26 protein-coding genes, 1 pseudogene and 1 riboswitch are annotated in these 24,011 nt (G+C 62.9%); of the genes and pseudogenes, 9 read left to right on the plus strand and 18 right to left on the minus strand.

Annotated elements, in window-relative coordinates:
* Positions 1-68: 68 nt before the first annotated feature.
* The gene (locus FJW08_RS17690) at positions 69-470 is read left to right on the plus strand and encodes a GFA family protein (RefSeq protein WP_140811672.1); all 402 of its coding nucleotides are present in this window, start codon (positions 69-71) and stop codon (positions 468-470) included.
* Positions 471-554: 84 nt separating this feature from the next.
* On the opposite strand, the gene FJW08_RS17695 is transcribed toward FJW08_RS17690, so the two are convergent.
* The 6 genes from FJW08_RS17695 to FJW08_RS17720 all read right to left on the minus strand — a co-directional run bounded on the left by FJW08_RS17695 (position 555) and on the right by FJW08_RS17720 (position 5,506).
* Positions 555-848, minus strand: a complete 294-nt coding sequence (locus FJW08_RS17695) for a hypothetical protein (RefSeq protein WP_140811673.1) — start codon at positions 846-848, stop codon at positions 555-557.
* Positions 849-996: 148 nt separating this feature from the next.
* Positions 997-2,910, minus strand: a complete 1,914-nt coding sequence (dxs, locus tag FJW08_RS17700) for a 1-deoxy-D-xylulose-5-phosphate synthase (protein WP_140811674.1) — start codon at positions 2,908-2,910, stop codon at positions 997-999.
* A 94-nt stretch (positions 2,911-3,004) separates the two neighbouring features.
* Complete coding sequence (locus tag FJW08_RS17705) at positions 3,005-3,925, minus strand: pirin family protein (RefSeq protein ID WP_140760047.1); 921 nt, start codon at positions 3,923-3,925, stop codon at positions 3,005-3,007.
* A 40-nt stretch (positions 3,926-3,965) separates the two neighbouring features.
* The gene (locus tag FJW08_RS17710) at positions 3,966-4,232 is read right to left on the minus strand and encodes a DUF2277 domain-containing protein (RefSeq protein ID WP_140760044.1); all 267 of its coding nucleotides are present in this window, start codon (positions 4,230-4,232) and stop codon (positions 3,966-3,968) included.
* A 92-nt stretch (positions 4,233-4,324) separates the two neighbouring features.
* Entirely contained in the window at positions 4,325-4,576 is a 252-nt protein-coding gene (locus tag FJW08_RS17715) for an exodeoxyribonuclease VII small subunit (protein ID WP_140760076.1), read from the minus strand.
* Between the two features lie 3 nt (positions 4,577-4,579).
* The gene (locus FJW08_RS17720) at positions 4,580-5,506 is read right to left on the minus strand and encodes a histone deacetylase family protein (RefSeq protein ID WP_140811675.1); all 927 of its coding nucleotides are present in this window, start codon (positions 5,504-5,506) and stop codon (positions 4,580-4,582) included.
* 122 nt (positions 5,507-5,628) lie between these two features.
* A riboswitch (cobalamin riboswitch) is annotated at positions 5,629-5,808 on the plus strand.
* A 171-nt stretch (positions 5,809-5,979) separates the two neighbouring features.
* On the opposite strand from FJW08_RS17720, the pseudogene bluB reads away from it, so the two are divergent.
* Positions 5,980-6,486 (plus strand): annotated as a pseudogene (gene bluB, locus FJW08_RS32950) (5,6-dimethylbenzimidazole synthase); the annotation flags it as partial.
* Positions 6,487-6,653: 167 nt separating this feature from the next.
* On the opposite strand, the gene FJW08_RS17730 reads toward bluB, so the two are convergent.
* Together FJW08_RS17730 and FJW08_RS17735 are read right to left on the minus strand one after the other, a co-directional pair.
* Complete coding sequence (locus FJW08_RS17730; protein WP_246682405.1) at positions 6,654-7,637, minus strand: hypothetical protein; 984 nt, start codon at positions 7,635-7,637, stop codon at positions 6,654-6,656.
* 90 nt (positions 7,638-7,727) lie between these two features.
* A complete protein-coding gene (locus FJW08_RS17735; RefSeq protein WP_140811677.1) occupies positions 7,728-8,336 on the minus strand; it encodes a TetR/AcrR family transcriptional regulator in 609 nt (202 codons plus the stop codon).
* A gap of 119 nt (positions 8,337-8,455) precedes the next feature.
* Here FJW08_RS17735 and FJW08_RS17740 point away from each other — a divergent pair, with 119 nt between their 5' ends.
* The gene (locus FJW08_RS17740; RefSeq protein ID WP_140811678.1) at positions 8,456-9,676 is read left to right on the plus strand and encodes an MFS transporter; all 1,221 of its coding nucleotides are present in this window, start codon (positions 8,456-8,458) and stop codon (positions 9,674-9,676) included.
* 19 nt (positions 9,677-9,695) lie between these two features.
* Here the strand turns inward: FJW08_RS17740 and ribB are convergent, their stop codons facing one another.
* Both ribB and aroC read right to left on the minus strand, forming a co-directional pair.
* Entirely contained in the window at positions 9,696-10,796 is a 1,101-nt protein-coding gene (gene ribB, locus FJW08_RS17745) for a 3,4-dihydroxy-2-butanone-4-phosphate synthase (protein ID WP_140661422.1), read from the minus strand.
* Between the two features lie 91 nt (positions 10,797-10,887).
* Positions 10,888-12,003, minus strand: coding sequence for a chorismate synthase (gene aroC, locus FJW08_RS17750; RefSeq protein WP_140811679.1), 1,116 nt, complete (start codon positions 12,001-12,003; stop codon positions 10,888-10,890).
* A 183-nt stretch (positions 12,004-12,186) separates the two neighbouring features.
* Here aroC and FJW08_RS17755 point away from each other — a divergent pair, with 183 nt between their 5' ends.
* Entirely contained in the window at positions 12,187-12,450 is a 264-nt protein-coding gene (locus FJW08_RS17755; protein WP_023783490.1) for a DUF1344 domain-containing protein, read from the plus strand.
* A 92-nt stretch (positions 12,451-12,542) separates the two neighbouring features.
* Here the strand turns inward: FJW08_RS17755 and FJW08_RS17760 are convergent, their stop codons facing one another.
* The 4 genes from FJW08_RS17760 to FJW08_RS17775 all read right to left on the minus strand — a co-directional run bounded on the left by FJW08_RS17760 (position 12,543) and on the right by FJW08_RS17775 (position 15,600).
* Positions 12,543-13,130 carry a histidine phosphatase family protein gene (locus FJW08_RS17760; protein WP_140811680.1) on the minus strand — a complete coding sequence of 196 codons (588 nt, stop codon included), beginning with the start codon at positions 13,128-13,130 and terminating at the stop codon, positions 12,543-12,545.
* Positions 13,131-13,182: 52 nt separating this feature from the next.
* Entirely contained in the window at positions 13,183-14,001 is an 819-nt protein-coding gene (fabI, locus tag FJW08_RS17765) for an enoyl-ACP reductase FabI (RefSeq protein ID WP_015318818.1), read from the minus strand.
* A 105-nt stretch (positions 14,002-14,106) separates the two neighbouring features.
* Complete coding sequence (locus FJW08_RS17770; RefSeq protein WP_140811748.1) at positions 14,107-15,039, minus strand: J domain-containing protein; 933 nt, start codon at positions 15,037-15,039, stop codon at positions 14,107-14,109.
* 99 nt (positions 15,040-15,138) lie between these two features.
* Positions 15,139-15,600 carry an RT0821/Lpp0805 family surface protein gene (locus FJW08_RS17775; protein ID WP_140760030.1) on the minus strand — a complete coding sequence of 154 codons (462 nt, stop codon included), beginning with the start codon at positions 15,598-15,600 and terminating at the stop codon, positions 15,139-15,141.
* 40 nt (positions 15,601-15,640) lie between these two features.
* On the opposite strand from FJW08_RS17775, the gene pdxH reads away from it, so the two are divergent.
* Entirely contained in the window at positions 15,641-16,258 is a 618-nt protein-coding gene (gene pdxH / locus FJW08_RS17780) for a pyridoxamine 5'-phosphate oxidase (protein WP_140811681.1), read from the plus strand.
* A 9-nt stretch (positions 16,259-16,267) separates the two neighbouring features.
* Here the strand turns inward: pdxH and FJW08_RS17785 are convergent, their stop codons facing one another.
* Together FJW08_RS17785 and FJW08_RS17790 are read right to left on the minus strand one after the other, a co-directional pair.
* A complete protein-coding gene (locus FJW08_RS17785) occupies positions 16,268-17,020 on the minus strand; it encodes a crotonase/enoyl-CoA hydratase family protein (protein ID WP_140811682.1) in 753 nt (250 codons plus the stop codon).
* Between the two features lie 19 nt (positions 17,021-17,039).
* Positions 17,040-18,809 carry an acyl-CoA dehydrogenase gene (locus FJW08_RS17790; RefSeq protein WP_140811683.1) on the minus strand — a complete coding sequence of 590 codons (1,770 nt, stop codon included), beginning with the start codon at positions 18,807-18,809 and terminating at the stop codon, positions 17,040-17,042.
* A 207-nt stretch (positions 18,810-19,016) separates the two neighbouring features.
* Between FJW08_RS17790 and FJW08_RS17795 the strand changes: the two genes are divergently transcribed.
* From FJW08_RS17795 to FJW08_RS17805, 3 genes are all read left to right on the plus strand, one after another.
* A complete protein-coding gene (locus tag FJW08_RS17795) occupies positions 19,017-19,253 on the plus strand; it encodes a hypothetical protein (RefSeq protein WP_140811684.1) in 237 nt (78 codons plus the stop codon).
* A 19-nt stretch (positions 19,254-19,272) separates the two neighbouring features.
* The gene (locus FJW08_RS17800; RefSeq protein WP_140811685.1) at positions 19,273-19,467 is read left to right on the plus strand and encodes a DUF1778 domain-containing protein; all 195 of its coding nucleotides are present in this window, start codon (positions 19,273-19,275) and stop codon (positions 19,465-19,467) included.
* Positions 19,468-19,636: 169 nt separating this feature from the next.
* Complete coding sequence (locus FJW08_RS17805; RefSeq protein ID WP_140811749.1) at positions 19,637-20,749, plus strand: glycoside hydrolase family 25 protein; 1,113 nt, start codon at positions 19,637-19,639, stop codon at positions 20,747-20,749.
* Between the two features lie 19 nt (positions 20,750-20,768).
* Here FJW08_RS17805 and purD read toward each other — a convergent pair whose 3' ends face one another.
* Entirely contained in the window at positions 20,769-22,046 is a 1,278-nt protein-coding gene (gene purD, locus FJW08_RS17810; protein WP_140811686.1) for a phosphoribosylamine--glycine ligase, read from the minus strand.
* A 318-nt stretch (positions 22,047-22,364) separates the two neighbouring features.
* Here purD and FJW08_RS17815 point away from each other — a divergent pair, with 318 nt between their 5' ends.
* Positions 22,365-23,114: a hypothetical protein gene (locus FJW08_RS17815; RefSeq protein WP_140811687.1), complete on the plus strand. Its 750-nt coding sequence runs from the start codon at positions 22,365-22,367 to the stop codon at positions 23,112-23,114.
* A gap of 35 nt (positions 23,115-23,149) precedes the next feature.
* Here FJW08_RS17815 and FJW08_RS17820 read toward each other — a convergent pair whose 3' ends face one another.
* Positions 23,150-23,971: a phytanoyl-CoA dioxygenase family protein gene (locus tag FJW08_RS17820; RefSeq protein ID WP_140811688.1), complete on the minus strand. Its 822-nt coding sequence runs from the start codon at positions 23,969-23,971 to the stop codon at positions 23,150-23,152.
* Positions 23,972-24,011 lie beyond the last annotated feature (40 nt).

The following is a 24,011-nucleotide window of genomic DNA, read 5'->3' on the forward strand; positions in this document are numbered from 1 at the left end:
CGCATCGCATCGGGTCCGGCAAAATGGTCGTCGAGTAGAGCCTCCATAGTCGGAACCGGGGAGAACGCATGCTGACGGGAACCTGCCACTGTGGTGCAGCCCACTGGACGCTGGAAGGCGATCCCGGCCCGGTGACGGCCTGCAACTGCACGCTTTGCCGTCGCTATGGCGCGCTCTGGGCTTATGATTATGTCGACGAGCGCATTCGCGTTTCGGGGCCGACGGCCAGCTATACGCGCGCTGAAAAGGACAAACCGTCGCTTGAAATCCTGTTTTGCCCGATCTGCGCCTGCGTGCTGGCATGGCGCGGCATGCGCGCCAGCGATTCTGGCCGAATACGCATCGCCGTCAATGTGCGGCTGGCGCCGCCCGAAGCCGTTGCCGACTTGCCGATCGACCATTTCGACGGTCTCGACTCTTACGACGAGCTGCCACGCGATGGCCGCTGCGTGCGCGATATGTGGTTCTAGACTCTTTGTTTTCACGCAATTCCCTAGGGAAAGCGCTGCGCGCTTTTCCCGGGAAAACCGCTACGCACTTTTCCTGGAATTTCTCTAGAAGATCGTGCGGGACACTTGGCGCTCGACGGCTGGAGACAAACCGTCGTCCCCATCCTCTGACGCTTGCTGACGCGGATGCTCGGTCGCAACAGCGGGCTGAGGTGAAGGGTCCGGCAGCATCACGAGCTGCGGCACCTGCCTGTAGGAAAAGCCGCCGCGGATATCGCCGATCTTGCCGGCGACAATGCGGACCACCGCCTTTTCGAGATTGCGGTCATAGCGCGTTTCGGCGGCAGCCGACACGACCATCACGGCCAAAAGGGCCGCGCCGCACAGAAGCGTCTTCATTGTTGTTGTCTCCCTGCCTGGCAGTGATCTAGCAGGGCGCCGTTGAAAAACGGCCAAGGGACACGGTAAGCAAAACGCCAAACGGCAGTGTTAACAGTGCGTTACGGCATCAAGCCGGCAAACTGATTCAGGCTGTTGAGGTTTTGATTCAGGCGCGCTGGGCGCGGACCGTATGACCGAGTGCCGTGAAAACGGTGCGCACGATGCCGGCGGCGTCGAGACCGGCATCGGCATACATCTTCTCCGGCTTGGCGTGGTCGGTGAAGGCGTCGGGCAGAACCAGCGGGCGTACCTTGAGGCCGCTCTCCAGCAATCCTTCATGGGCAAGGAACTGCAGCACATGGCTGGCGAAGCCGCCGATAGCGCCCTCCTCCACCGTCACCAGAACCTCGTGCGAGCGGGCCAGCCGCCGGATCAGATCCTGGTCGAGCGGCTTGGCGAAACGGGCATCGGCGACCGTGGTGGAAAGCCCGGCCGCGCCGAGTTCCTCGGCGGCGGCAAGGCAATCCTGCAACCTCGTGCCGAAGGACAGCAGGGCAACCTTGCTGCCTTCCCGGACGATGCGGCCTTTGCCGATCTCGAGAACCGAGCCGCGCTCGGGCATGTCGACGCCGACTCCGTTGCCGCGCGGATAGCGGAAGGCGATCGGCCCATCGTCATAGCTGGCGGCGGTGCGCACCATGTGACGCAGTTCCGCTTCGTCGGCCGCAGCCATCACGACAAAGCCCGGCAGGCTTGCCAGGAAAGTGGTGTCGAAGGCGCCGCAATGGGTGGCACCGTCGGCGCCGACGAAGCCGGCGCGATCGATGGGGAAACGCACCGGCAGTTTCTGGATCGCGACGTCATGGACGACCTGATCGTAGGCGCGTTGCAGGAAAGTCGAATAGATCGCCGCGAACGGCTTGTAGCCCTCCGTCGCCAGGCCGGCGGCGAAGGTCACCGCATGCTGCTCGGCGATGCCGACATCGAAGGTCCTCGAAGGGAACACCTCGCCGAAGAGGTCGAGGCCGGTGCCGCTCGGCATGGCGGCGGTGACGGCAACGATGCGGTCGTCCTCGCGGCCTTCCTGGATCAGGCTTTCGGCGAACACCTTGGTATAGGCCGGCGCGTTGGCCGGCGCCTTGGCCTGCGCGCCGGTGATGACGTCGAATTTGTTGACGCCATGGTATTTGTCTGCGGCTGCTTCCGCCGGCGCATAGCCTTTGCCCTTCTGGGTGACGACGTGGATCAGCACCGGACCCTTGCCGTTATCGCGGACATTTTTCAGGACCGGAATCAGATGCTCCAGATTGTGACCGTCGATGGGGCCAATGTGATAGAAGCCGAGTTCCTCGAACAAAGTGCCGCCGGTGACGTAGCCGCGCGCGTGCTCGACCGCGCGGGTGATGGCTCGATCGGCCCGCTTGCCGAGATAGGAGGTCAGTTTCTTGCCGAAGTCGCGCAAGCCGATATAGGCCTTGCCGGAAGCCAGGCGCGCCAGATAGGCGCTCATCGCGCCGGTCGGCGGCGCGATCGACATGTCGTTGTCGTTGAGGATGACGATGAGGCGGGCATCGAGCGCGCCAGCATTGTTCATCGCCTCATAGGCCATGCCGGCCGACATGGCGCCGTCGCCGATGACTGAAATGACATTGTTGCGACCACCCGAAAGGTCGCGGGCGGCGGCCATGCCGAGACCCGCCGATATCGATGTCGAGGAGTGGGCGGCGCCGAACGGGTCGTATTCGCTCTCGGCCCGACGGGTGAAGCCCGACAAGCCGCCTTCCTGGCGCAAGGTGCGGATGCGGTCCCGGCGTCCGGTCAGGATCTTGTGCGGATAGGCCTGATGGCCGACATCCCAGATCAGCCGGTCATCGGGTGTGTTGAAGACATAATGCAGCGCCACCGTCAGTTCGACCACGCCAAGGCCGGCACCGAGATGGCCCCCGGTGCGGGAAACGGCGTCGACCAGTTCGGCCCGAAGCTCGGATGCCAGCTGTGGCAATTCGCTCTCGGCCAGCGTGCGCAGGTCGGCCGGGACGCGAACCTTGTCGAGAAGCGGCGTATGCGGCGTTGCGTTCACGTTGGGCCCAGACTTTCTTTTCTTCGGCGGGATAGGCCGCCGGCCGGCGAAAGTAAATGCGTGTCGGTAACGCGGATAGTCAGTCCCTCACCGCTCAGCCTTCCGGCAGCGGAATGAATTCTTTCTCATCGCCGGGGACGATATCGAAGCGGCCGGTCTTCCATTCCTGCTTGGCCTGCTCGATGCGCTCCTTGGACGAGGAGACGAAATTCCACCAGATGTAGCGCTTCGAACCGAGCGAGGCACCGCCGAATAGCATGAAATGCGCACCCGTCGGCGACGATATGACGATCTCGTCGCCGGGACGGAACACCAGCAGCCGTTCCGCCGGAAAGACGTCGCCTGAAATCGAGACCTCGCCCTCCAGCGTGTAGATGGCGCGCTCTTCCGCATCGGCCGGGATCTTGACGCTGGCACCGGGCGCAAGCCGCAAATCAGCGTAGAGCGTTTCGGAATCCGCCCGCACCGGAGACCGCAATCCTTGGAAATCGCCGATGACGACACGGCCGCTAACACCCTCGGCATCGATCTCTGGAAGCCGCAGCGCAGCTGTGTTCTCGAATACCGGCGCAACCTCTTCCTTGCCGTCCGGCAGAGCCAACCAGGTCTGCAGGCCGGAGATCGACATCGGCGCGCCGCGCAATTCCTGCGGCGTGCGCTCGGAGTGGACGATGCCGCGGCCTGCGGTCATCAGGTTCACGTCGCCGGGCTCGATCACCATTTCGGTGCCGAGCGAATCGCGGTGCCTGATCTTGCCGTCGAACAGATAGGTCACGGTCGACAGGCCGATATGCGGGTGCGGACGGACATCGAGCGCCTGGCCGGCGCGCATGATGGCGGGACCCATTCGATCGAAGAAGATGAACGGCCCGACCAGGCGCCGCTTGGCGGTCGGCAAGGCGCGGCGCACCTCGAAGCCGCCAATATCCTTGGCGTTCGGGATGACCATCAGCTCGATCTGGTCGCTGGCGAAGGCATCGCCGGCCTCAGGGTCTTTCCCCGGGAAGAAGCTCATGAACTCTCCTGGTCAGCGGTCAGTGGGCGCTTTGGGCATATCAGGCGAACCGGATCGCCGCCTTTGCTCTTAGTTTAGCCGCCACCTCTTCGCGATTGCGCGGATGCTGGTGGGTTTCGAGCGAATCGAGAAGCTCGCGTGCCGATGCCGCGATGGCGTCGACCGCGTGATCAAATGCATGCTGGTTCTTGGCGGAAGGCCGCGTCGTACCGCTCAGCTTGCGGACAAACTGGAGTGCCGCGTCGCGGACTTCGTCATTGGTTGCCGGCGGATCAAAATTGAACAGGGTCTTGATGTTTCTGCACATCGCTTCCGTATCTCCTCTTGTCCGTTTCAATCGGGACGAACTGTATCCTCGATCATGATCGTGTCCAAAAATCGGTAAAGCTGCTCGGCTCCCTAGTCCGCGTCGAGCGGCTCGGTTCCAACCGGCTTGCCGTCGCGCGACAGCCTGATCTTCTCGACCTTGTCCTCAGCGGCCTTCAGCAACCGGTCGCAATGCATCTTCAGCGCCTCGCCGCGCTCGTAGATCCGGATCGACTGGTCGAGCGGCACGTCGCCACGCTCCAGATCATCGACGATCTTCTCCAGAGCGTCGAGTGCCTGTTCGAAGCTCATCGCCTTGACGTCTTCGTTGATCTCACCAGTCATCATTCATCCTTTCATCAGTCGCCCGACATGGGCGGCGACCGAAAATGCCAATCCCTGCAGATCGTAGCCGCCCTCGAGCAGGCTGACGAGCCGGTTGCCGCCATGGCGTGCGGCGCGCTGCATCAGCTGGCCGGTCGCCCAGTCGAAATCGTCCTCGGTCAGATTGATTTCCGCCAGCGGGTCGCGATGGTGCGCGTCGAAGCCAGCCGAAATGATGATCAGGTCGGGCGCGAAATTGTCGAGTGCCGGCAGCACGCGCGACAGGAAGGCATCGCGAAACACCTCGCTGCCGGTCTGCGGCGCCAGCGGCGCGTTGACGATGTTGCCGGCGCCGGTCTCGCTCTTCGCGCCGGTGCCGGGATAGAGCGGCATCTGGTGCGTCGAGCAATAGAGCACCGAGGGATCGTCCCAGAAAATATCCTGCGTGCCGTTGCCGTGATGCACGTCCCAGTCGACGACGGCGACACGCTCGGCGCCATGCTTCTTCTGTGCATAGCGGGCAGCGATTGCCGCCGTATTGAAGAAGCAGAAGCCCATGGCCGTGGTCTTTTCCGCATGGTGCCCAGGTGGCCGGGCGGCGACGAAAACATTGTCGGCGCGGCCCGCAAAGACGTCGTCGACGGCGGCGTTGGCGGCGCCGATCGCCGTGGTCGCGGCCTGCCAGCTCTTCGGGCTGGCGGTGGTGTCGGCATCGATGCGGGCAATGCCTTCGTCGGGGATGGCGGCGCGGACACGCGCGACGAAATCGGCGGGATGCGCGTAAAGGATGGTCGCCTCGTCGCCTTGCGGTGCCTCGACGCGGTCGAGCGCGGCGAAAGCTTCGTCGTCGAGCACACGTTCGATGGCGCGCAGGCGGTCGGGCCGCTCGGGGTGACCGGGCGGGGTGATGTGTTCGAGAAAGATCGGGTGCGTGTAGAGACGAGTGGCCATGTCCCTCTATCTAGTGCCCCGGCGCGGCGATGGCCATGCGTTGCGGCCTGATCGCTGGGGAAAATCGAACCTGCGTCCATTCATGTCGCTGCGGGCATTGGCGTCGCCGGCCATTCGGCGTAAGACTGCTGCTACTGCCTGGTGCCCGCGAAAGCGGGAGAATCGGGAACACGGTTTGATACCGTGGCGTGCCCAACGCTGTGAGGGGGACTGCGCCGGTAAGTGCCACTGTCGATGACGGGAAGGCACCGGACGTGGGTTGATTCCGAGCCAGAAGACCGGCCTGGCAGGCATCGTCATCCGCATGGTCAGGCGGATGATATCAGAGCGGCGTGCGCCTTCTTGGACGCACAAAGTACGCTCTGAGAATTTGAACTGCTGCAATCGCAAGGGGACAAGCGATGCCGGAAGACATGACCGCTGCAATGGGCGATGGATTTGACCAGATTGCGCGCGACGCGGTTTACCGCGCCATGTTCACGCGGCGCGACGTGCGTAGCCATTTTACATCGGAGACGATCGACGACGAGGTGCTCGCGCGGCTGCTGCTTGCCGCCCATCACGCGCCGTCGGTCGGCTTCATGCAGCCCTGGAATTTCATCGTCATTCGCGATGCCGCGCGACGGGGGGAGGTGCGCGACCTGTTCTTGGCCGCCCGCGAACAGGAACTGCCGGCAATCGAGGCAGACCGGCGGGCGCTCTACCGCAAGCTCAAGCTCGAAGGCATCTGCGAAAGCGCGCTGAACATCTGCATCACCTGCGACCGCGAGCGCTCGAAAGGCTCGCCGCTAGGGCGCTGGCACAATCCGGAAATGGATCTCTACAGCACGGTCTGCGCGGTGCAGAATTTCTGGCTGGCGGCACGCGCCGAGGGCGTTGGAGTCGGCTGGGTCAGCATCATCGAGACGCAAGCGCTGAAAAGCCTGCTATCCATCCCCGGCCACGTGACGCCGATCGCCTATCTCTGCGTTGGCCGTGTTTCCGAGTTCGCGCCCAAACCCGACCTCGAAACGCATGGCTGGGGCCGACGGCTGCCGCTGCCCGACCTGATCATGAGCGAGACGTTTTGCGGCCAGGGTGAGGCCTCGCTCAAATCCACGGTGGCCCGCCTCAACACCGTCGCCGCTGCGCCGGCAAACCCCGCCGATCAGCGCGTCGCGCCGGCCGTACCCCAGCGCGAACCGTCGAAGGTGGAGAGCGCCTTGTCCTTGAGTTCCCGGAACTTTGACGAGGCTTCGGCGAGCCGGGCGTCCCAGGCGGCATCGGGGACCTGGCCCTCGATGGTCTTGAAATAGACCTGCATCAGGCAGGCAATGGCGAACGGCTCGATGAAGGCCGCCTTGAAAGCCCAGGCAAAGACGATGGCCAGAACGAAGGCCCAACCGGCGAGCTGACCGGGCATGACGTAAAGAATAGCGGCTGCCGGCGCCAGCATCAGCAGGAAGATGACGAAGGAGACGCTCCACATGATCACCGCCAGCCAGATGGCGTTCTTGACCATGGTCTTGCCGTTCTGGGCGTAGAGCACGATGCCTTGCCGCGCGGTCTCGAAGGGCGAGGACGAATTGATGCGGATGTTGTAGCCGAGAATGATCTCATCGACATAGGTCAGCGACAGGCGGATCACCGTGTTGAGGAACGAGACCAGGCCGCTCAGGCCCGGAATGGGCAGGAAAGCCGCGATGCCGCCGAGCAGGCCGGTGATGGCGCGGATAGCGCCCTTGACTAGTTGGTCGACGACGAAAAGGATGTTCGCCTCGGCAAAACGCTCGGTCACAATCTCTCTTGCGTAGGCGATCTGGTTCTGGCCGTCGGGAACGTCATGGCCGTCGATCAGATGAACCATGACGGCGATGTGACCCGCCTTGACGACGTAAAGGATATATTCGCGGATCCAATAGACGGCGATCGAGACGAGGCCGAAACCGACCACGCCACCCCACATGGCGATGGACAACGGTCCATCAGGATCGGTGGAGATATGGCCGATGCCATAGCCGACGGAGGCGCCCGTGCCGGTGGCCATGATGTAGGCCAGCGTGATGCCGAAATAGACGATCATGCGAAAGACAATGAAGGGCCAGGTCCGCATCATGATGGACACCGACCTGCCGATATCGAAATCCCACATGCCCGAATCTCCCCTCAGAGATGGCTGTGGAGGATGCGCTCAAACCGGCTATTGTCAATTGCAGGCGGCGGCGGGAGGCGCCACGGTGGCTCAGTTTGGCCGCGCTTCCGGCTTCTCGAGCAGGCCTTCAAGCAATTGCTTGAAGGCTGCCACCACCTTCCTCGACGTCGCTTCGGGATCGTTCGAGTTGGCGATCCGCTGCGCGGCCTGGCTGCTCGCCCCATTGATCAGCCGCGCCGCGGTCTCGGGATCGAGGCCCGGCACGACCATCCCCTCCTCTTGCAGCACGGTCAGATGATCGGTCATTGAACCGACGCAGGCATTGGCATTCGACCACTGTGCCGGATCGCCCAGCACCGCCGGACCGTCCCGGAACATGATGCGCTGGATTTCCGGCTCGAGCGCCATCTCGATATAGGTGGTGCATTCGTCGACGAAATGCTGCCAGCGGGTCGGCGCCCTCGACGCGACCTCGTTCACCCGCGCCGCCATTTCAGCATCGATTTGCGCGACAACCGCCTCGAGCAGTCCCTTCTTGTCGCCGAAGTGATGATAGAGGGCGCCGCGCGTCAGTCCGGCCGACGCGGTGAAATCGTCCATCGACGCTTCGGCGTACCCGATGGTGCCAAAGGCTTGGCGTGCCGCGGCGATCAGCTTGGCGCGTGTCTCCGCGATCATCTCCTTGCGTGGTCGATGCATGTCCTGGCCTTATCTACATACGCCCCGTATGCCAATTGACATACGGGGCGTATGGTCTATTTAACACTCATACGTCTCGTATGTAATCGTCGAATCGCTCCTTGTCGAGGAACAGGATCATGCAAAACCCCTATTCGGAAATTTTTCGCACTCCCGGAGCCAAGGACTTTGCCGCCGCCGGCTTCATGGCGCGCCTGCCGATCGCCATGGCGCCGATCGGCATCGTGGCGATGTTGTCGCAGACGCGTGGCGAATACTGGCTGGCGGGTGCGGTTTCCGCGACATTCGCCTTGGCCAATGCTTTCCTGGCGCCGCAGATATCGAGGTTGGTCGACCGCCTCGGCCAGACGCGGGTTGTCGTACCCACCACCATCATCTCCGTGCTCGCATTCGCGGCCCTGATCGCATCGGCCAACCGGGACTGGCCGGTATGGACGCTGTTCGTGTCGGCACTGCTGGCGGCGGCAATGCCAAGCATGCCGGCCATGGTGCGGGCGCGCTGGACCGAGATTTTCCGGGGCCGGCCCGAGATGAATACCGCCTTCGCCTTCGAGTCGGCGGCGGATGAACTGGTCTATATCGCCGGCGCATCGCTGTCGGTGGGCCTCAGTGCCGCGCTGTTCCCGGAAGCGGGCGTGCTCGTCAGCACGCTGTTCCTCGCCCTTGGCTCGACAGCCTTCATCCTGCAGCGTTCGACCGAACCGCAAGTGCGACCGGTGGACCATGGCTCAACGGGCTCGGCAATCCGCCGGGGGCCGGTTCAAATCATCACCTTCGCCATGATCTTCATCGGCGCGACTTTCGCGACGACGGAGGTGAGCACGGTGGCGATCACCAAGGAATTCGGCCAGCCGGGCGCCGCAAGTCTCGTCATCGGCGTCTATGCGCTGGGGTCCTTCGTGCTCGGCATCATCATCGGCGCGCTCAACCTGAAAGCACCGCTGCAGCGCCAGCTCGCCATCGCGGTCGCTTTGGTCACGCTCGGCACGCTGCTGCCGCTTACCGCCGGCACCGTGCCTGCGCTCGCGCTGACTGTCTTCATCAGCGGCGTGGCGATCTCGCCGACCTTCATCACCGCCTTCGGCCTGATCGAACGGCATGTCCCTGAAACGATGCTGACCGAAGGCATCACCTGGGTGATGACCGGCATCGGCATCGGTATGGCGCTGGGCTCTTTCGCCGCCGGTGCGGTGGTAGACGCGTTCGGCGCCCAGAGCGGGTTCTGGGTTTCGGTGGCGTCAGGCGTTATCGCACTGATCACGGTGCTGCTCGGCCAGCGCAGCCTCGCCACCCACGGATGCGAGCTGGAAGGATGCGAGGCGGCAATCCCGGCCGAATGACAGCCAGGATTTGTCGAGCTCAGATAATCTCGGTCTTGGCGATGTGAATGCCAAACCCTTCGAGGCCGACATAATGGCGTTCGCGCGAGGCGATCAGATTGATCGAGGAAATGCCGAGATCCTTCAGGATCTGTGCACCAAGGCCGATCTCACGCCATTCGCTCTCGCGCCGGCGCGCCTCTTCATGATCCTCGCGATCGCCCGGCGCCGGCCGGTTGCGCTCCTGGTGAGCGACGCCGACCGAGCCCTCGCGCAGATAGACGATGACACCGCGCTTGCGCTCGCCCATCGCCTTCATGATGCCATCGAGCCGGTGGCTGGTGCCGAACACGTCGGTCACCACATCCTCCGAATGCAGCCGCACCGGCACCTCCTCGCCGTCGCGAATGTCGCCAAAGACGATGGCGACGTGATGCATCGTGTCCCAGGGCAGCGTGTAGGTGAAGACCTGCGCCTTGCCACCCAGCGTTTCGATGTCGGAGCAGGCGACGCGCTCGACCAGCGTTTCCTTGCGCTGCCGGTAGGCGATTAGATCGGCGACCGAAACCTGCTTGAGGCCGTGCTCCTCGGCGAAGGCCGCGACTTGCGGGCCGCGCTTGACGGTGCCGTCATCATTGACCAGTTCGGAAATGACACCGATCGGCGGCAGGCCGGCGAGCTTGCAGAGGTCGACGGCCGCCTCGGTATGGCCCGAGCGCATCAAGACGCCGCCCTCGCGCGCGATCAGTGGGAAGATGTGGCCAGGGCGGACGAAATCGGAGGCGCCGACATTGCCGTTGGCAAGGTTGCGCACCGTCAGAGTGCGGTCGTCGGCCGAAATGCCTGTCGTCGTGCCATGCTTGAAGTCGACGCTGACGGTGAAGGCGGTCGTGTGGGCCGAATCATTGTCGGCCACCATCGGAGCGAGGTTCAGCCGCTTGGCTTCCTCGCGCGGCATTGGTGTACAGACGATGCCCGACGTGTTGCGCACGATGAAGGCCATCTTCTCCGGCGTACAGTGAACGGCGGCGACGATCAGGTCGCCCTCGTTCTCACGCCCGTCATCGTCCATGACGACGACGATCTCGCCGCGTTCGAAAGCCCGGATTGCTTCGACGATCTTCTTCTGGTCGTAAGGCATGGAAATGCTCGCTTCGCTCGCAGGGAATAGGCAATAGGCAGTAGGGAAAAGGAAATTTTGGCTCTTTCGGGCGGGCAGACTGGCCTCCTGCCTAATCCCTACTGCCTATTCCCTTTCCTGTCTGTCCTCGATGCCGCAGATAGTGGTCGGCAATGGCGCAGGCAACCATGGCTTCGCCGATCGGCACGGCTCGGATTCCCACGCAAGGGTCGTGGCGACCCTTGGTCATCACCTCCACGTCGTTGCCGTCCTTGTCGATCGATTTGCGCGGCGTCAGGATCGACGAGGTCGGCTTGACGGCAAAGCGCGCGACGATCGCCTGGCCGGTGGAGATGCCGCCGAGGATGCCGCCGGCATTGTTGGACAGGAACACCGGCTTGCCATCATTGCCCATGCGCATTTCGTCGGCATTCTGTTCGCCGGTAATGCGGGCGGCCTCGAAACCATTGCCAATCTCGACGCCCTTGACGGCGTTGATCGACATCAGGCCGGAGGCAATGTCTTGGTCGAGCTTGGCATAGATCGGCGCGCCGAGGCCGGGAGGAACGCCATCGGCGACGATCTCGATCACCGCGCCGACCGAGGAGCCGGCCTTGCGAATGCCGTCGAGATATTGCGTGAAGACGGGAACCGAAGCGGGGTCGGGGGTGAAGAACGGATTTTCCGCGTCGCCGATGAAATTCCAGTTCCAATTGGCGCGGTTGATCGACTTTTCGCCCATAGACACGAGCGCGCCGCGCACCACCATGCCCGGCACCACCTTGCGGGCTAGCGCGCCGGCGGCGACCCTGGCCGCCGTCTCGCGCGCCGAAGAGCGGCCGCCGCCGCGATAGTCGCGCATGCCGTATTTGACGTCATAGGTGTAGTCGGCATGGCCCGGCCGGAACTGGCGGGCAATCTCGCCATAGTCCTTCGAGCGCTGATCGACATTCTCGATCAGCATCGACACCGGCGTGCCGGTGGTGATCATCGTCGCACCGTCCTCGTCGAGGACGAAGCCCGAGAGGATCTTCACTTCGTCCGGCTCGCGGCGCTGGGTGACGAAGCGCGACTGGCCCGGGCGGCGCTTGTCGAGTTCGGCCTGGATTTCATCGCGCGTGAAACGGATACCCGGCGGACAGCCATCGACCACGCAGCCGAGCGCCGCGCCGTGGCTCTCGCCCCAGGTGGTGACACGGAAAAGATGACCGAACGTGTTGTGAGACATGGAAAGTGCCCTGCCCGGCATCGAAACCGGCTGAAGCCAGCCTTCTATTGGCGTTTTCCACAGTGGTCAAACTGTGATCTGGCGGATTTAGTTTTGACACATTCGGTTGGTTTCTGCTCTGCTCCATTCGCCGTTGAGGATCCGCCGCCACCCAGGCCGGCGCAATGACCAAAGAGGACGATGATGCGTACCCTGATTGGCGCTGTTGCCGCCACGCTGCTGCTTTCCACTGCCGCCTTTGCCGGCCAGACCGAGGGCCTGATCAAGAAGGTCGACAAGGATGCGCTGACGCTGACGCTGGACGACGGCAAATCCTACAAGCTGAACGCCGAGACCGATCTCGACGCGCTGAAGCCAGGCATGGACATCGTCATCGCTTACGATGTGACCGATGGCGAAAACGTCGTCACCGACATGCAGTTGCCGGGAGACAGCGACACGAACTAAAGCGCGTCGCGTCGAAACGGATTCATGCGACTTCCCCAAACGGAGGTCACTTTTGGGCGACATGCATTAGGAATTGGCCGTCACCAGGCGTACTAAAGCCACTCCAGGCTCTTGCCATCAAGTTTGAGCACGCGATCGTGCGGTATCTCCAGGTTCGCGGCCTCGTCCTCGGGCATATCAAGCACGAATCGAAACAGAGTTCGCATGACGCCGCCATGCGTGACACAGATCGTTTTGCGGTCGATCTCGTCGAAGCAGGGCTTCACCCGCTCAAAAAGCATCTGGTAGCTCTCGGCACCTTCGCCCGGCGGCTGAAAATTCCACTTGTCGCGGGCACGTGTCCTGCTTGCCCCGGGAGACCGCGTCTCGAGCTCGGCAAAGGTAAAACCCTGCCAATCACCGAAATTGACTTCAATGAGCCTGACATCGGTTCGATAGGCGAGCGGATCGAGCTTCATGGCGGTGCGGATGCGTTCCATCGTTTCGCGCGTCCGTCTCATCGGGCTGGCGACGAAATCGAAATTCTCGGGATCGCAGACGAGTTCGGCCAGCCGATGGCCGTTTCCTGTCGCCTGTTCGCGGCCGAGAGCATTGAGATCGGTGTCGGCCTGGCCCTGAAGCCGGAACTCGGCGTTCCACGCGGTTTGGCCGTGGCGCACGATATAAACCAGCGGGTACATCAGCTCTTCCGGAGATCGGGCCAGGGCCTGGACGGAGGATAGGCGGAGAGACCTAATCCTTGACCGTCGAAATATCCGGCGCGTCGACCGCCTTCATGCCGACGACGTGATAGCCGGAATCGACATGGTGCACCTCGCCGGTGACGCCACGCGACAGGTCGGACAGGAAATAGACGCCGGAATCGCCGACTTCTTCCTGCGTGACCGTCTGTTTCAGCGGCGAATTGTATTCGTTCCACTTCAGGATGTAGCGGAAATCGCCGATGCCTGAGGCGGCAAGCGTCTTGATCGGGCCAGCGGAAATCGCGTTGACGCGGATCTTCTTGGCGCCAAGATCAACCGCGAGGTAACGCACGCTGGCCTCGAGTGCCGCCTTGGCGACGCCCATGACGTTATAGTGCGGCATCACCTTCTCGGCGCCGTAATAGGTCAGCGTCAGCAGCGACCCGCCCTCGGTCATCAGCGCTTCGGCGCGCTTGGCGATGGTGGTGAAAGAATAGACCGAAATGTCCATGGTGCGCAGGAAATTGTCGCGCGTCGTCTCGACATAGCGGCCGGTCAACTCGTCCTTGTCGGAAAAAGCGATGGCGTGGACGAGGAAATCGAGCTTGCCCCAATGCTTGGCGACATTGGCAAAAACCTCGTCCAGGCTCGCAGGATCGGTGACGTCGCAATGGCCGGCGACAAAGGCGCCCAGCTCCGCCGCCAGCGGCTCGACCCGTTTCTTGAAGGCTTCGCCCTGATAGGTCAGCGCGATCTCGGCGCCGTGATCGACGCAGGCCTTGGCAATGCCATAGGCGATCGACCTGTTATTGGCGACGCCAAGAATAAGGCCGCGCTTGCCGGCCATCAGGCCCTGTCCACCCGCCATATGCGTGTTCTCCGCAAGATATCTGCTTTGTGGAGTGCCTATCGCACAGGCACACAGCCCCTTCAAGCGTTCAAACCGGACAGTTCGGGGGACAAAAGCTCTCGATCAGCCTTTTTGGCCGCGCAACAGCGATTCCAGCGCACTGTCGCCGCCTTCCGGCAGCATGATGCGCACATGGGCATAGAGATCGCCATGGCCGCCGGCTTTCTCCGGCAAGCCCCTGCCCTTGAGCCGCAGGACCTTGTCCGAGCTCGACCAGGCAGGCACGTTGACCGCGAGCCTGCCGGTCGGCGTCTCGACCGGCACCTTGGCGCCTAGTGCCGCATCGGCCAGCGAAACCGGCAGATCGGCGTGCAGGTCGCGACCTTCGATGCGGTAGCGCGGATGGCGGCGGATGTGGATCTTGACCAACGCGTCGCCGGGCTGGCCCGGCCCCTGCTCACCCTGGCCTTTCAACCGGATGGTCTGGCCATCCTCGACATAGGCCGGCAACTTGACCGCCACCTTGCGGCCATCCGGGAACATCGCCGTCACCTTTTCGGCATTGGCCGCTTCCTCGATGGTGATGTCGAGCGTGACGTTCAGGTCGGCTGATGTTGCCGGCTGGCGGCGGTCGCCTGCGCCTGGCCCGCGCGCGCCGGAAAAGGCATCGCCGAAAATTTGGCTGAAGATATCGCTGTTGCCGTCGAACGGATCGCCACCGGGGCGGCCCGAGCGGAACTCGAATCGCGAGCCGCCGGCACCCTGTTGCTGGCGGCGAAACCCGGCGAAGGGGTCGCCACCACCGGCCGCACCCTCAAAGCCCTGGAAACGCGGCTTGCCGTCGGCGTCGATCTCGCCACGATCGAAAGCGGCGCGGTTCTTCTCGTCGCCTATGACCTCGTAGGCCTGATTGGCCGCAGCAAAACGGTCCTTCGCCTTGGGATCATTCGGATTCTGGTCCGGATGATGCTTCTTGGCGAGTTTCCGGTACGCCGATTTTATGTCCTTGGCCGATGCGTTCTTTGCAACGCCCAGCACCTCATAGGGGTCGCGCATGCTTCCTGCCCTGGAAAGGAGTGAGTCCATACTTGCCCCCTATATGCGCTCGCATAGGAAGAAATTCCAGTAGCGGGGCGTCACAACGAGGGCGGAAAATCAGAGTGCCTTGAAGCCCTGCATACGCCAGCCGCCGGCACTGGCAAGACAGAGTTCGCCCTCGAACATGGCAACGCCGTCAAAGCTTTCGCGCGAAGCCTTGAAGCGGCGGCAGGTCTGGCCGCTGTCCTTCAATTCCGCCAGTTCTGTGATGGAGCCGCGCGAGCCGGTGCCGGTGTTCGCCCAGGGCACGGCCTGGCCCCCGAGCTGCTCGATGTCGACGGACGACACCGCATTGCCGATCGTCGTCTGGTCGGAGTCGCGATCCGAATCGGCCGGCCTGACCGAAGCCGATGTGCTGCTGGTCAGGATCGAACGATCGACTTCGGCCTTGTCCAAGCTGAAACCCCCAGCACCGCAGCCGGCAAGCGGCAGGACGATTGCCACGATCGCCGCTCTCGCGCTGGCCGAAGCGATAACGCCCCATTGCCTGCTGTCAAAAGCTTGCGCGATACGCGACAATCGGCAACCTCCCTGATCTCGTGACAATTTGAGAAAAACTATGAGTGATGCAGCGTTAACAACCAGTGACTTTACTGATGCGGCCGAGCCGTTTCGCCTCTTCGCCGCATGGCTGGACGACGCCGCCAAGAGCGAAATCAACGATGCCAACGGCGTGGCGCTGGCGACCGTCGATGCCGAGGGCATGCCGGACGTGCGGATGGTGCTGCTCAAGGGGTTCGATGAAAGCGGCTTTGTGTTCTACACGAATTTCGAGAGCGCCAAGGGCCAGGAGATTCTGGGCAGCATGAAGGCGGCGATGTGTTTCCACTGGAAATCGCTGCGCCGCCAGGTCCGCGTCCGCGGTCCGGTGGAAATCGTCAGCGACGCCGAAGCCGACAGCTATTACGCGACGCGGCCACGCGGCAGCCGCATCGGTGCCTGGGCGTCGAAGCAATCGCGACCGTTGGAAAGCCGTTTCGCGCTGGAAAAGGCCGTCGCCGAATACACGACCCGTTATGCCATCGGCGAGATCCCGCGACCCAAACATTGGTCGGGCTTCCGCATCGTACCGAAGACGATCGAGTTCTGGCACGACAGGCCGTTCCGGCTGCATGACCGGGTGGTCTTTTCCCGCGATGCAAAAGGCGGCTGGGATAAGACGCGGCTTTATCCCTGAAAAGGAACCTCAGCCCTTTTTCCTGGTCATGAAGGCGGTGAGCGCGGCGCGCGCCTCGTCCGACTTCAAGCGCTCGCGGAAATGTTCGCTTTCTATCCCGATGCGGGCAACCAGATCGTCGCGTGAGCCACGCATCAGGTCGCGCGCGATCTTGAGCGCCTGCGGCGGCTTGGCCGCGATCTGGCCGGCTGCCGACAGCACCGAGGCCTCCAGAGCGCCCTCCTCGACCACCTCGTAGATCAGCCCGGCGGCCTTCGCGCGCTCGGCCGAGAAGCCTTCGCCGAGAGCAAGCAGCGCAAACGCAGCCTGCTGACCCAGGATGCGCGGCGCCAAAAGGCTCGATCCAGCCTCCGGCACGAGGCCGAGATCGACGAAGGGCGTGCGGAACAGTGTGCGTGGCGTGGCGAAGGTCAGGTCGCAATGCAGGTTGATCGTGGTGCCGATGCCGACCGCAATGCCGTCGACGCCAGAGACGATGGGCTTTTCGACCCGGGCCAACGCCAGCAGAAAATCCCAGACCTCTGTACCGCCATCGCCGCCGGTGGCCACGATCATGAAATCGGCAAGGTCGTTGCCGGATGAGAAGGCGCCGGGCACGCCGAGAAAGACATGGACGCGGATCGCCGGATCGGCGTCACCTTCGGCAAGGGCCGTCGACATCTTGGCATACATGGCGCGCGTCAGCGCATTCTTCTTGTCCGGGCGGTTCATGCGGATGATCTGGATGGCGCCCTGGCGCTCGACGAGGATATGGTCTGTCACGGTCTTTTCCTTGTGAAGGTCAGGCGGAAATCAGTGCCTTGCCGGCAGCAGCCAGGCTTTCGGCACCGTCGATGACGCGCTCCTTCAAAGCGCTGACTTCGCCAAGCAGGTTTTCGGCGAAGAAGCGGCAAAGCGCGATGCGGCCCTGGTCGGCAAGAGCGGCCCGCGCCAGATAGGCGCCGCCGGCGGCAAGCGAGATCAGCCGCAGATACGGTGTGGCGCCAGCCAGCGCCTTGTCCGTTTCTCCATCAGCCGACAATTTCTGCAGGAAGCGCGTTGCTTGCCTCAAATTGGAGAGCGCCTGATCGAGAGCATCGGCGGTGCGGCCAAAACCTTCGAGGTTCGACGTTCGCACCGCATTGGCGATACCAGCCAGTTCGTCGATATAGCCATGCACGTGCTCGCCGCCACCGAGAGGCAGCTTGCGCATCACCAGATCGATCGCCTGGATGCCGTTGGTGCCCTCATAGATCGGCGCGATGCGGGCGTCGCGATAGAGCGCCGCTGCGCCGGTCTCCTCGATGAAGCCCATGCCGCCATGCACCTGTACGCCGAGCGAAGCGACCTCGACGCCGATATCGGTGGAAAAGGCCTTGGCAAGCGGCGTCAACAGGTTGGCACGGTCGCGCCAATGCGCCGCCTCGTCACCGGACGACACGTGCGCGAGATCGATGGCGTGGGCGCAGGAATAGCTGATGGCGCGGGCAATCTGTGTCAGCGCCTTCATGGTCAGAAGGTTGCGCTGCACGTCCGGGTGGTGGACGATAGGCGCCATGCCGGCGCCACCAAAGCTTGCCGCCTTGCCCTGACGGCGGTCATTGGCGTAGGCGACCGCCTTCTGGGTCGCGGCTTCCGCGACAGCGACGCCCTGCATGCCGACGCAAAGGCGCGCATTGTTCATCATGGTAAACATGCAGGCGAGGCCCTTGTTCTCTTCGCCGATCAGCCAGCCGATCGCACCCGGCTTGGCGCCCTGAAAGCCGTCGCCATAGATCATGGTGCAGGTCGGCGAGGCGTGAATGCCGAGCTTGTGCTCGAGCCCGGAACAGAAGACGTCGTTGCGCGCGCCCAGCTTGCCATCGTCGCCGACCAGGAATTTCGGCACCAGGAACAGCGAGATGCCGCGCGTTCCGGCCGGCGCATCGGGCAGCCGCGCCAGCACCAGATGGACAATGTTGTCGGTGAAATCGTGCTCGCCATAGGTGATGAAAATCTTCTGGCCGAAGATGCGGTAGGTGCCGTGGCCGGCCGGCTCGGCGCGGGCGCGCAGGGCGGCGAGGTCGGAGCCGGCCTGCGGCTCGGTCAGGTTCATCGTGCCCATCCATTCGCCGGAGACGAGCTTTGCCAGATATTTGGCCTTGAGCTCCTCGGAGGCGTGCTTGTCGAGCGCCTCGACCGCGCCCATGGTCAGCGTCGGGCCGATGCCGAACGCCATGGCGGCCGAATTCCACATTTCGAGCGCGGCGACGCCAAGCATGGTCGGCAATGCCTGGCCGCCATATTCTTCCGGCCCGGAAAGCGCATTCCAGCCGCCTTCGATCCAGCGGCGATAGAGTTCCTTCCAGCCAGGCGGCGTGGTGACCGCGGCGTCCTTCAACACGGCGCCTTGTTCGTCGCCGATCTTGTAAAGGGGGGCCACCTCCTCGGTGGCAAAACGGCCTGCCTCGCCAAGGACGGCATCGACCAGATCCTCGCCGAGATCGCCGAACGCACCGGCATCGAGCGCGGATTTCATGCCGGCCACGTGCTTCAGGGTGAACGCGATATCCTCGACCGGTGCCCGATACATGCCGCTCGATCCTCCTGATGCACCGGCCTCGCCGACCCTAGAGCCAGTGCCGCCGCAAAACCATCCGCCTTTGGGCGGTCTCCCACCTTCTTTTTACGTAAACGTCAAACTTTGTCACGCGGATTTTGCAATCGGGCTGGCCCGTACTAAATTGGACCGATGCCGGATCAAATCGACCGGCAACAGAAAACCAGCCGGAACATTCCCATGCTTGCCAGACCTGACGCCTATCGCTGTATCGAATGCGGCCTGCCCTACCGAGCAGCGGGGTTTTCCTACTATCACGGCGAGGTGGCAAACGGCGCCGCCTACTGGTCGGATCGCGGCATATTGTGCTCGCCGCAATGCTCGCTTGCCCACCACCGCAAGCGTGCTGCCGAAGGTACGGTGCAGCAAGAGCCCGCGCCTGACCCGTTTGAATTTCAGCCGTTCAGCCGGCGGTAAATGCTGGGCCGGAGAAGACATGATGCCAAACAAGCAGGCCGCTATTGCCCGTGCCCAATCAGCGCTGCCCTCCACTGGCGAGGCCGCAGTCATGCGCCTTTCAATCGAGGATCAGACCGCCTTGGCGGAGGCGATTTTGAATCCGCCCGAACCGAATGAAGCGCTGCGCGCTTCCGCCAATGCTTACAAACGGCTCGTCGTGGATTCCCGATAAATTTCGCGCTTGCCAGCTATCCGGCAAAGGCCGCGTCGACCCTGGCTCTTCCCGAAGCATTTCCTTAACCATAGCGGTCCAGGATTGCCTTTGAACAACGGGGATTCCCTGTTTGAAAAGGACGGCGTATTTCCTTCGCCGCACAGCGCTTCTCGTTCTTGCGGCGACAATGGCGTTGTCGATGGCGGCAAAAGCTTCGGACTTCTCCGAGCCATGGAAGAGCGCCGACCGCGCGCTCGTCGTCGACGCCTACGAGTACAATTCCATCGACTGGGCGCAACTTGCCACGGACAAGCGCGTCGTCGCCTTCATCAACAAGGCGTCCGACGGCATGCCGCCGCCCTATTTCTGTTTCGGAAGCGACGCCGATGTAAAGCTTTGCAAGGCGCTGTGGAAACGCCATGCGGTGACGCGCGAATTGTTCCAGACACGCAGGGTCGTGGCCAAGGCGCTCGGCATGAAATGGGGCGCCTATCACCTCGCCCGTCCTGGCAATCCGGTCGAGCAGGCCAACAATTTCCTCGATCTCGCCGACCCCGCGCCTGACGATCTCATGGCCCTCGACATCGAAGGCGTGGATCCTTCGCAATGGATGTCGCTCGACGACGCCGAGGAGTTCGCGCGTCAGGTGCATCGGCGCGTCGGCCGTTTCCCTGTGCTCTACACCAACGGCAAGACCGCCCAGTACATCGCCGACAACCGCTACAAATACCGGCTCCTGTCGCGGCTGCCGCTTTGGTACGCGCGCTACAAGCCTGACATCGACGTGCATTTTCCGATGGGCAACTGGCAGGGCTATGCACTCTGGCAGTTCTCGGCGCAGGCCAATTGCGGCCGCTTCCGTTGCCCCTACAGGGTTGCCGGCACGCCCAACAATATCGACGTCAACGTAGCACCCACGGATGCCGGCACGCTGCGCCAGCAATGGCCTTTTGGCGGGCTGATCGACGTGCCGTCCGACTATCTTGCCAGCGTGCCGGTGCCGCTCTCGCGGGAAGCCGCACTGGCCGGCAAGGCGACCATCATCTATGCCGATGTGGCGACGCCGCCGACATTCGAGGAAATGGCCGCGGTGATCGGTTCGCGCTGGTCGAAATTTCGCGACGGGTTCCGTATGCCTGTCGTAAAGACCGTGCCGCGACGGCCCGGCTTCGGCATTGTCCAATATGTCGCCTGGAAGCGGGCCGGGCAGCGCTCGCCCGAACAGCTCGACGCCGCCTTTGCCGCGGCCGCCGACCCGCTGAGCACGGCCTCGACCGAACTCGATCGCAGCCACCGGTAACTGCCACCCGGTCGGAACTTCAGCCGGCCTGCTCGCGCGCCACGGCCTGCCAGCCGATGTCATGGCGGCAGAACCCGGCCGGCCAGTCGATGCGGTCGAGCGCGGCATAGGCCCGCGCCTGCGCCTCGCCAACCGTGGCGCCAGTCGCCGTGACGTTGAGCACACGGCCGCCATTGGCGACCAGCGCGCCGCCATTGATGGCTGTACCGGCATGGAAAATCTGGACACCTTCGCCGGCGGCGTCCTCGACGCCACGGATGACGGAGCCTTTCTCCGGTGTGCCGGGATAGCCCCTCGCCGCCATCACAACGGTCAGCGCCGCCTCGTCGCGCCAGCGCACGGAGGTATGCGCAAGCTGGCCGTCGACGGCGGCATTGAGCAGCACCAGAAGATCGTCCTTCAGCCGCATCATCAGCACCTGGCATTCCGGATCGCCGAAACGGGTGTTGTATTCGATCAGCTTCGGTCCGTTTTCCGTGATCATCAGCCCGGCGAACAGAATGCCGGCGAACGGCGCGCCGAGTTCGGCCATGCCGCGCATGGTCGGCTCGATGATCTCGCGCATGGTGCGTTCGATCATGTCAGGCGTCATCACCGGTGCCGGCGAATAGGCACCCATGCCGCCAGTGTTGGGACCCACATCGCCGTCGCCGACGCGCTTGTGGTCCTGCGCGGTGCCGAAGGGAAGCGCCGTCGTGCCGTCACAGAGGCAGAAGAAGCTCGCCTCCTCGCCGGTCATGAATTCCTCGATCACCACCTCCGCGCCGGCGGCACCGAACGATCCATCGAAACAGGCATCGAGTGCCGCCTGTGCTTCAGCCATCGTCATGGCGACGGTGACGCCCTTGCCGGCTGCGAGCCCGTCGGCCTTGATGACGATCGGCGCACCGGTTTTCTCGACATAGGCCTTGGCGGAGGCCAGATCGCCGAACCGGGCATAGGCGGCGGTCGGGATGTTATACCGGGCGCAGAGATCCTTGGTGAAACCCTTGGAGCCTTCCAGCCGCGCGGCGGCCTTCGAAGGCCCGAAGACGCGGATGTTTTCGGCGCGCAGATCATCGGCAATGCCGGCGACCAGCGGCCCTTCCGGCCCGACCACGACGAGATCGATTTTTTTCTCCCGGCAGAAGACGGCGACGGCGTCGTGATTCGTGACATCCAGCTTCACCAGTTCGGCCTCGGCGCCGATGCCAGGGTTGCCTGGAGCCGCATAGAGCTTGGTCAGCAGCGGCGAAGCGGCGATCTTCCAGGCCAGCGCATGTTCGCGGCCGCCGGAGCCGAGAAGAAGAACGTTCATGGCCACCTCATGATGATGCCGACATAGAGAGAACAATCCGCTATTGCTCTCTGGACGGCGGGTCAAGGCATCAGGGTGGATTGATCGGAATTGCGCACGGCAGCGTTACCCCTGCCAAAGTGGAAGCAAGACAGTCCGGCAGACAGTCTTTGCGATATCCTGCATTGGTCTTCGAGAAGAATTTTGGCCGGTACGGATATCTTGTGCGAGTCCGGCCCATAGATTTCGCAAAAAGCAAATTTTCCCTCTGCAATTAGGAAAGCCGCAACGTGGTTCCGATACTCCTTGTACATCCGGGGTTTGACAGGAGACGGGGTGATGCTCGAAGACAATATCTGGGTGGCTTCGTTCGAAGTTTATACCCGCAACTGGAAATGGGTTGTCGGATACATCTGCTTGGCCGGCGGTCTAGCGCTGCTTGAGAGGTTCATACACATCAACTCCGGAGCTTCAATCTTCATCGGTGTAATGATGTCGACCTTCTTGGCTATTCCTGCTCACATTGCCGTTTTGACGCAGCTTGACCCCGATCAGGTATCCGACTGGCTGAAGGAAAGACCCAAGGCATTCTTCAGGTTCGTAAGACGTTGCCTGTTACTTGGCCTGCTCGGCGCGATAGCTCCCTTGGTGATCGCGATAGCCATGGTGATCGGCGGCGTCCGTCCGTCCTTCGCCATGTTGGCAGCTCTTCTTGTCTGGGTCTTCTCCGGCATCGCTGCGTTCGCAAAATGGGGTACGATGTTGCCTGCGGTCATTGCCGATGATGATCAAACGCTTGCCGTTGCCGGCCAACGCGGCTCCAAGGTGTTCGGATATGCATTCTCGCGTCTGCTCATCTCGTTCGGTTTGGTGACGGTGTTGTTCATAGCGATATTGATGTTGCTGTCCTCTCTGCTGGGTATTGATCAGAAAGACTCAGGTCCCGCGTCGCTAATGCTGACCGTCGCAGGGGCAATCATTGGTGCGTATCAAATCGTCATGACATCCGTCGTGTTGTCACGTTCCTATCTCAGAGCGCGACCGCCTGCACCGCCTGCACGCCGGATGGCATTTGCGTTCGGCAAATAAATTGCCCCCCATGCTTGCGGGCCTTCACGCCCAACTCAGCCCTGGTGGACCACCGGAAACCAGTCCTCGCGCAGCTTCTGCCCCGGCTGCATGCCATGGCCATGATAGGGTGGCGAGGTGCGGCCCGGCCGCTCGACATAGTGGGCATCGTCGCCGACCCAGCGCAGCGACAGCGCCCGGCGCCGTGCCGCGGTCATATTGCCGCGCGCGCCGTGCGCCGTCCTGAAGTCGAACAGGATGGCGTCGCCCGGCTCCATCTCCCATTCGATAACTTTCATCGATGGATCGTTGTCGGGATCGGGCACCGGACGATAATCGCCTTCGGCGGCGTAGAAATTGCCGTCGTCCAGCCAGCGTACCGGCAGGATCATCTTGTCCCATTTGTGCGAGCCGGCGATCAGGCGCAGCGTCGCCTCCTTCACCGGATCGATGGGGATCCAGAAGCTCACCGTCTGCTGGCCATCGACAAAATAATAGGGAATGTCCTGGTGCCACGGCGTCGGCTTCTGCGTACCGGGTTCCTTGACCAGAACATGGTCGTGGAAGAACTGCGCGGTGCGCGACCGCATCACCGCGGCAGCCAGCCGCGCCGCAGGCGATTCGCGCACCAGCTTGACGAATTCGGGGATGCGCTCCCAGTTGCAGTAATCGTCGAAGAAACTGCCGCGGCCATTGGCGATGTCGGACGCCGTGGCGCTGCGGTTCTGCATGTTGCGCTCGATGCCGGCGGCGATCGTCTCGACCCAGCCCTTGAAGGCGCCACGGATGCAGATCGCGCCGTCACGCTGGTAGTCGGCGATTGTCTGCGCATCGATGATTTCGGCGTCGATCGCGCGGTCAGCGGTTTGGGAAACCATGTTGTCCCTCCTTTCAGGATCGAGGCGACTATCGCAATGG

This window comes from Mesorhizobium sp. B3-2-1, assembly GCF_006439515.1.
In the GTDB taxonomy this organism is placed as follows: domain Bacteria; phylum Pseudomonadota; class Alphaproteobacteria; order Rhizobiales; family Rhizobiaceae; genus Mesorhizobium.

Bases quoted from the DNA above. Each gene is read 5' to 3' on its own strand.
- FJW08_RS17720 (WP_140811675.1), bottom strand. From the start codon at position 5,506: ATGGCCACTCGTCTCTACACGCACCCGATCTTTCTCGAACACATCACC.
- purD (WP_140811686.1), bottom strand. From the start codon at position 22,046: ATGAACGTTCTTCTTCTCGGCTCCGGCGGCCGCGAACATGCGCTGGCC.
- ribB (WP_140661422.1), bottom strand. From the start codon at position 10,796: ATGCCTTACGACCAGAAGAAGATCGTCGAAGCAATCCGGGCTTTCGAA.
- FJW08_RS17730 (WP_246682405.1), bottom strand. From the start codon at position 7,637: ATGTGGGATTTCGATATCGGCAGGTCGGTGTCCATCATGATGCGGACC.
- FJW08_RS17800 (WP_140811685.1), top strand. From the start codon at position 19,273: ATGATGCCAAACAAGCAGGCCGCTATTGCCCGTGCCCAATCAGCGCTG.
- FJW08_RS17695 (WP_140811673.1), bottom strand. From the start codon at position 848: ATGAAGACGCTTCTGTGCGGCGCGGCCCTTTTGGCCGTGATGGTCGTG.
- FJW08_RS17735 (WP_140811677.1), bottom strand. From the start codon at position 8,336: ATGCATCGACCACGCAAGGAGATGATCGCGGAGACACGCGCCAAGCTG.
- FJW08_RS17790 (WP_140811683.1), bottom strand. From the start codon at position 18,809: ATGTATCGGGCACCGGTCGAGGATATCGCGTTCACCCTGAAGCACGTG.
- FJW08_RS17710 (WP_140760044.1), bottom strand. From the start codon at position 4,232: ATGTGCAGAAACATCAAGACCCTGTTCAATTTTGATCCGCCGGCAACC.
- FJW08_RS17795 (WP_140811684.1), top strand. From the start codon at position 19,017: ATGCTTGCCAGACCTGACGCCTATCGCTGTATCGAATGCGGCCTGCCC.
- FJW08_RS17755 (WP_023783490.1), top strand. From the start codon at position 12,187: ATGCGTACCCTGATTGGCGCTGTTGCCGCCACGCTGCTGCTTTCCACT.
- FJW08_RS17715 (WP_140760076.1), bottom strand. From the start codon at position 4,576: ATGACTGGTGAGATCAACGAAGACGTCAAGGCGATGAGCTTCGAACAG.
- FJW08_RS17705 (WP_140760047.1), bottom strand. From the start codon at position 3,925: ATGAGCTTCTTCCCGGGGAAAGACCCTGAGGCCGGCGATGCCTTCGCC.
- FJW08_RS17740 (WP_140811678.1), top strand. From the start codon at position 8,456: ATGCAAAACCCCTATTCGGAAATTTTTCGCACTCCCGGAGCCAAGGAC.
- pdxH (WP_140811681.1), top strand. From the start codon at position 15,641: ATGAGTGATGCAGCGTTAACAACCAGTGACTTTACTGATGCGGCCGAG.
- FJW08_RS17770 (WP_140811748.1), bottom strand. From the start codon at position 15,039: ATGCGCGACCCCTATGAGGTGCTGGGCGTTGCAAAGAACGCATCGGCC.
- FJW08_RS17815 (WP_140811687.1), top strand. From the start codon at position 22,365: ATGCTCGAAGACAATATCTGGGTGGCTTCGTTCGAAGTTTATACCCGC.
- FJW08_RS17760 (WP_140811680.1), bottom strand. From the start codon at position 13,130: ATGTACCCGCTGGTTTATATCGTGCGCCACGGCCAAACCGCGTGGAAC.
- fabI (WP_015318818.1), bottom strand. From the start codon at position 14,001: ATGGCGGGTGGACAGGGCCTGATGGCCGGCAAGCGCGGCCTTATTCTT.
- FJW08_RS17820 (WP_140811688.1), bottom strand. From the start codon at position 23,971: ATGGTTTCCCAAACCGCTGACCGCGCGATCGACGCCGAAATCATCGAT.
- FJW08_RS17805 (WP_140811749.1), top strand. From the start codon at position 19,637: ATGGCGTTGTCGATGGCGGCAAAAGCTTCGGACTTCTCCGAGCCATGG.
- FJW08_RS17690 (WP_140811672.1), top strand. From the start codon at position 69: ATGCTGACGGGAACCTGCCACTGTGGTGCAGCCCACTGGACGCTGGAA.
- aroC (WP_140811679.1), bottom strand. From the start codon at position 12,003: ATGTCTCACAACACGTTCGGTCATCTTTTCCGTGTCACCACCTGGGGC.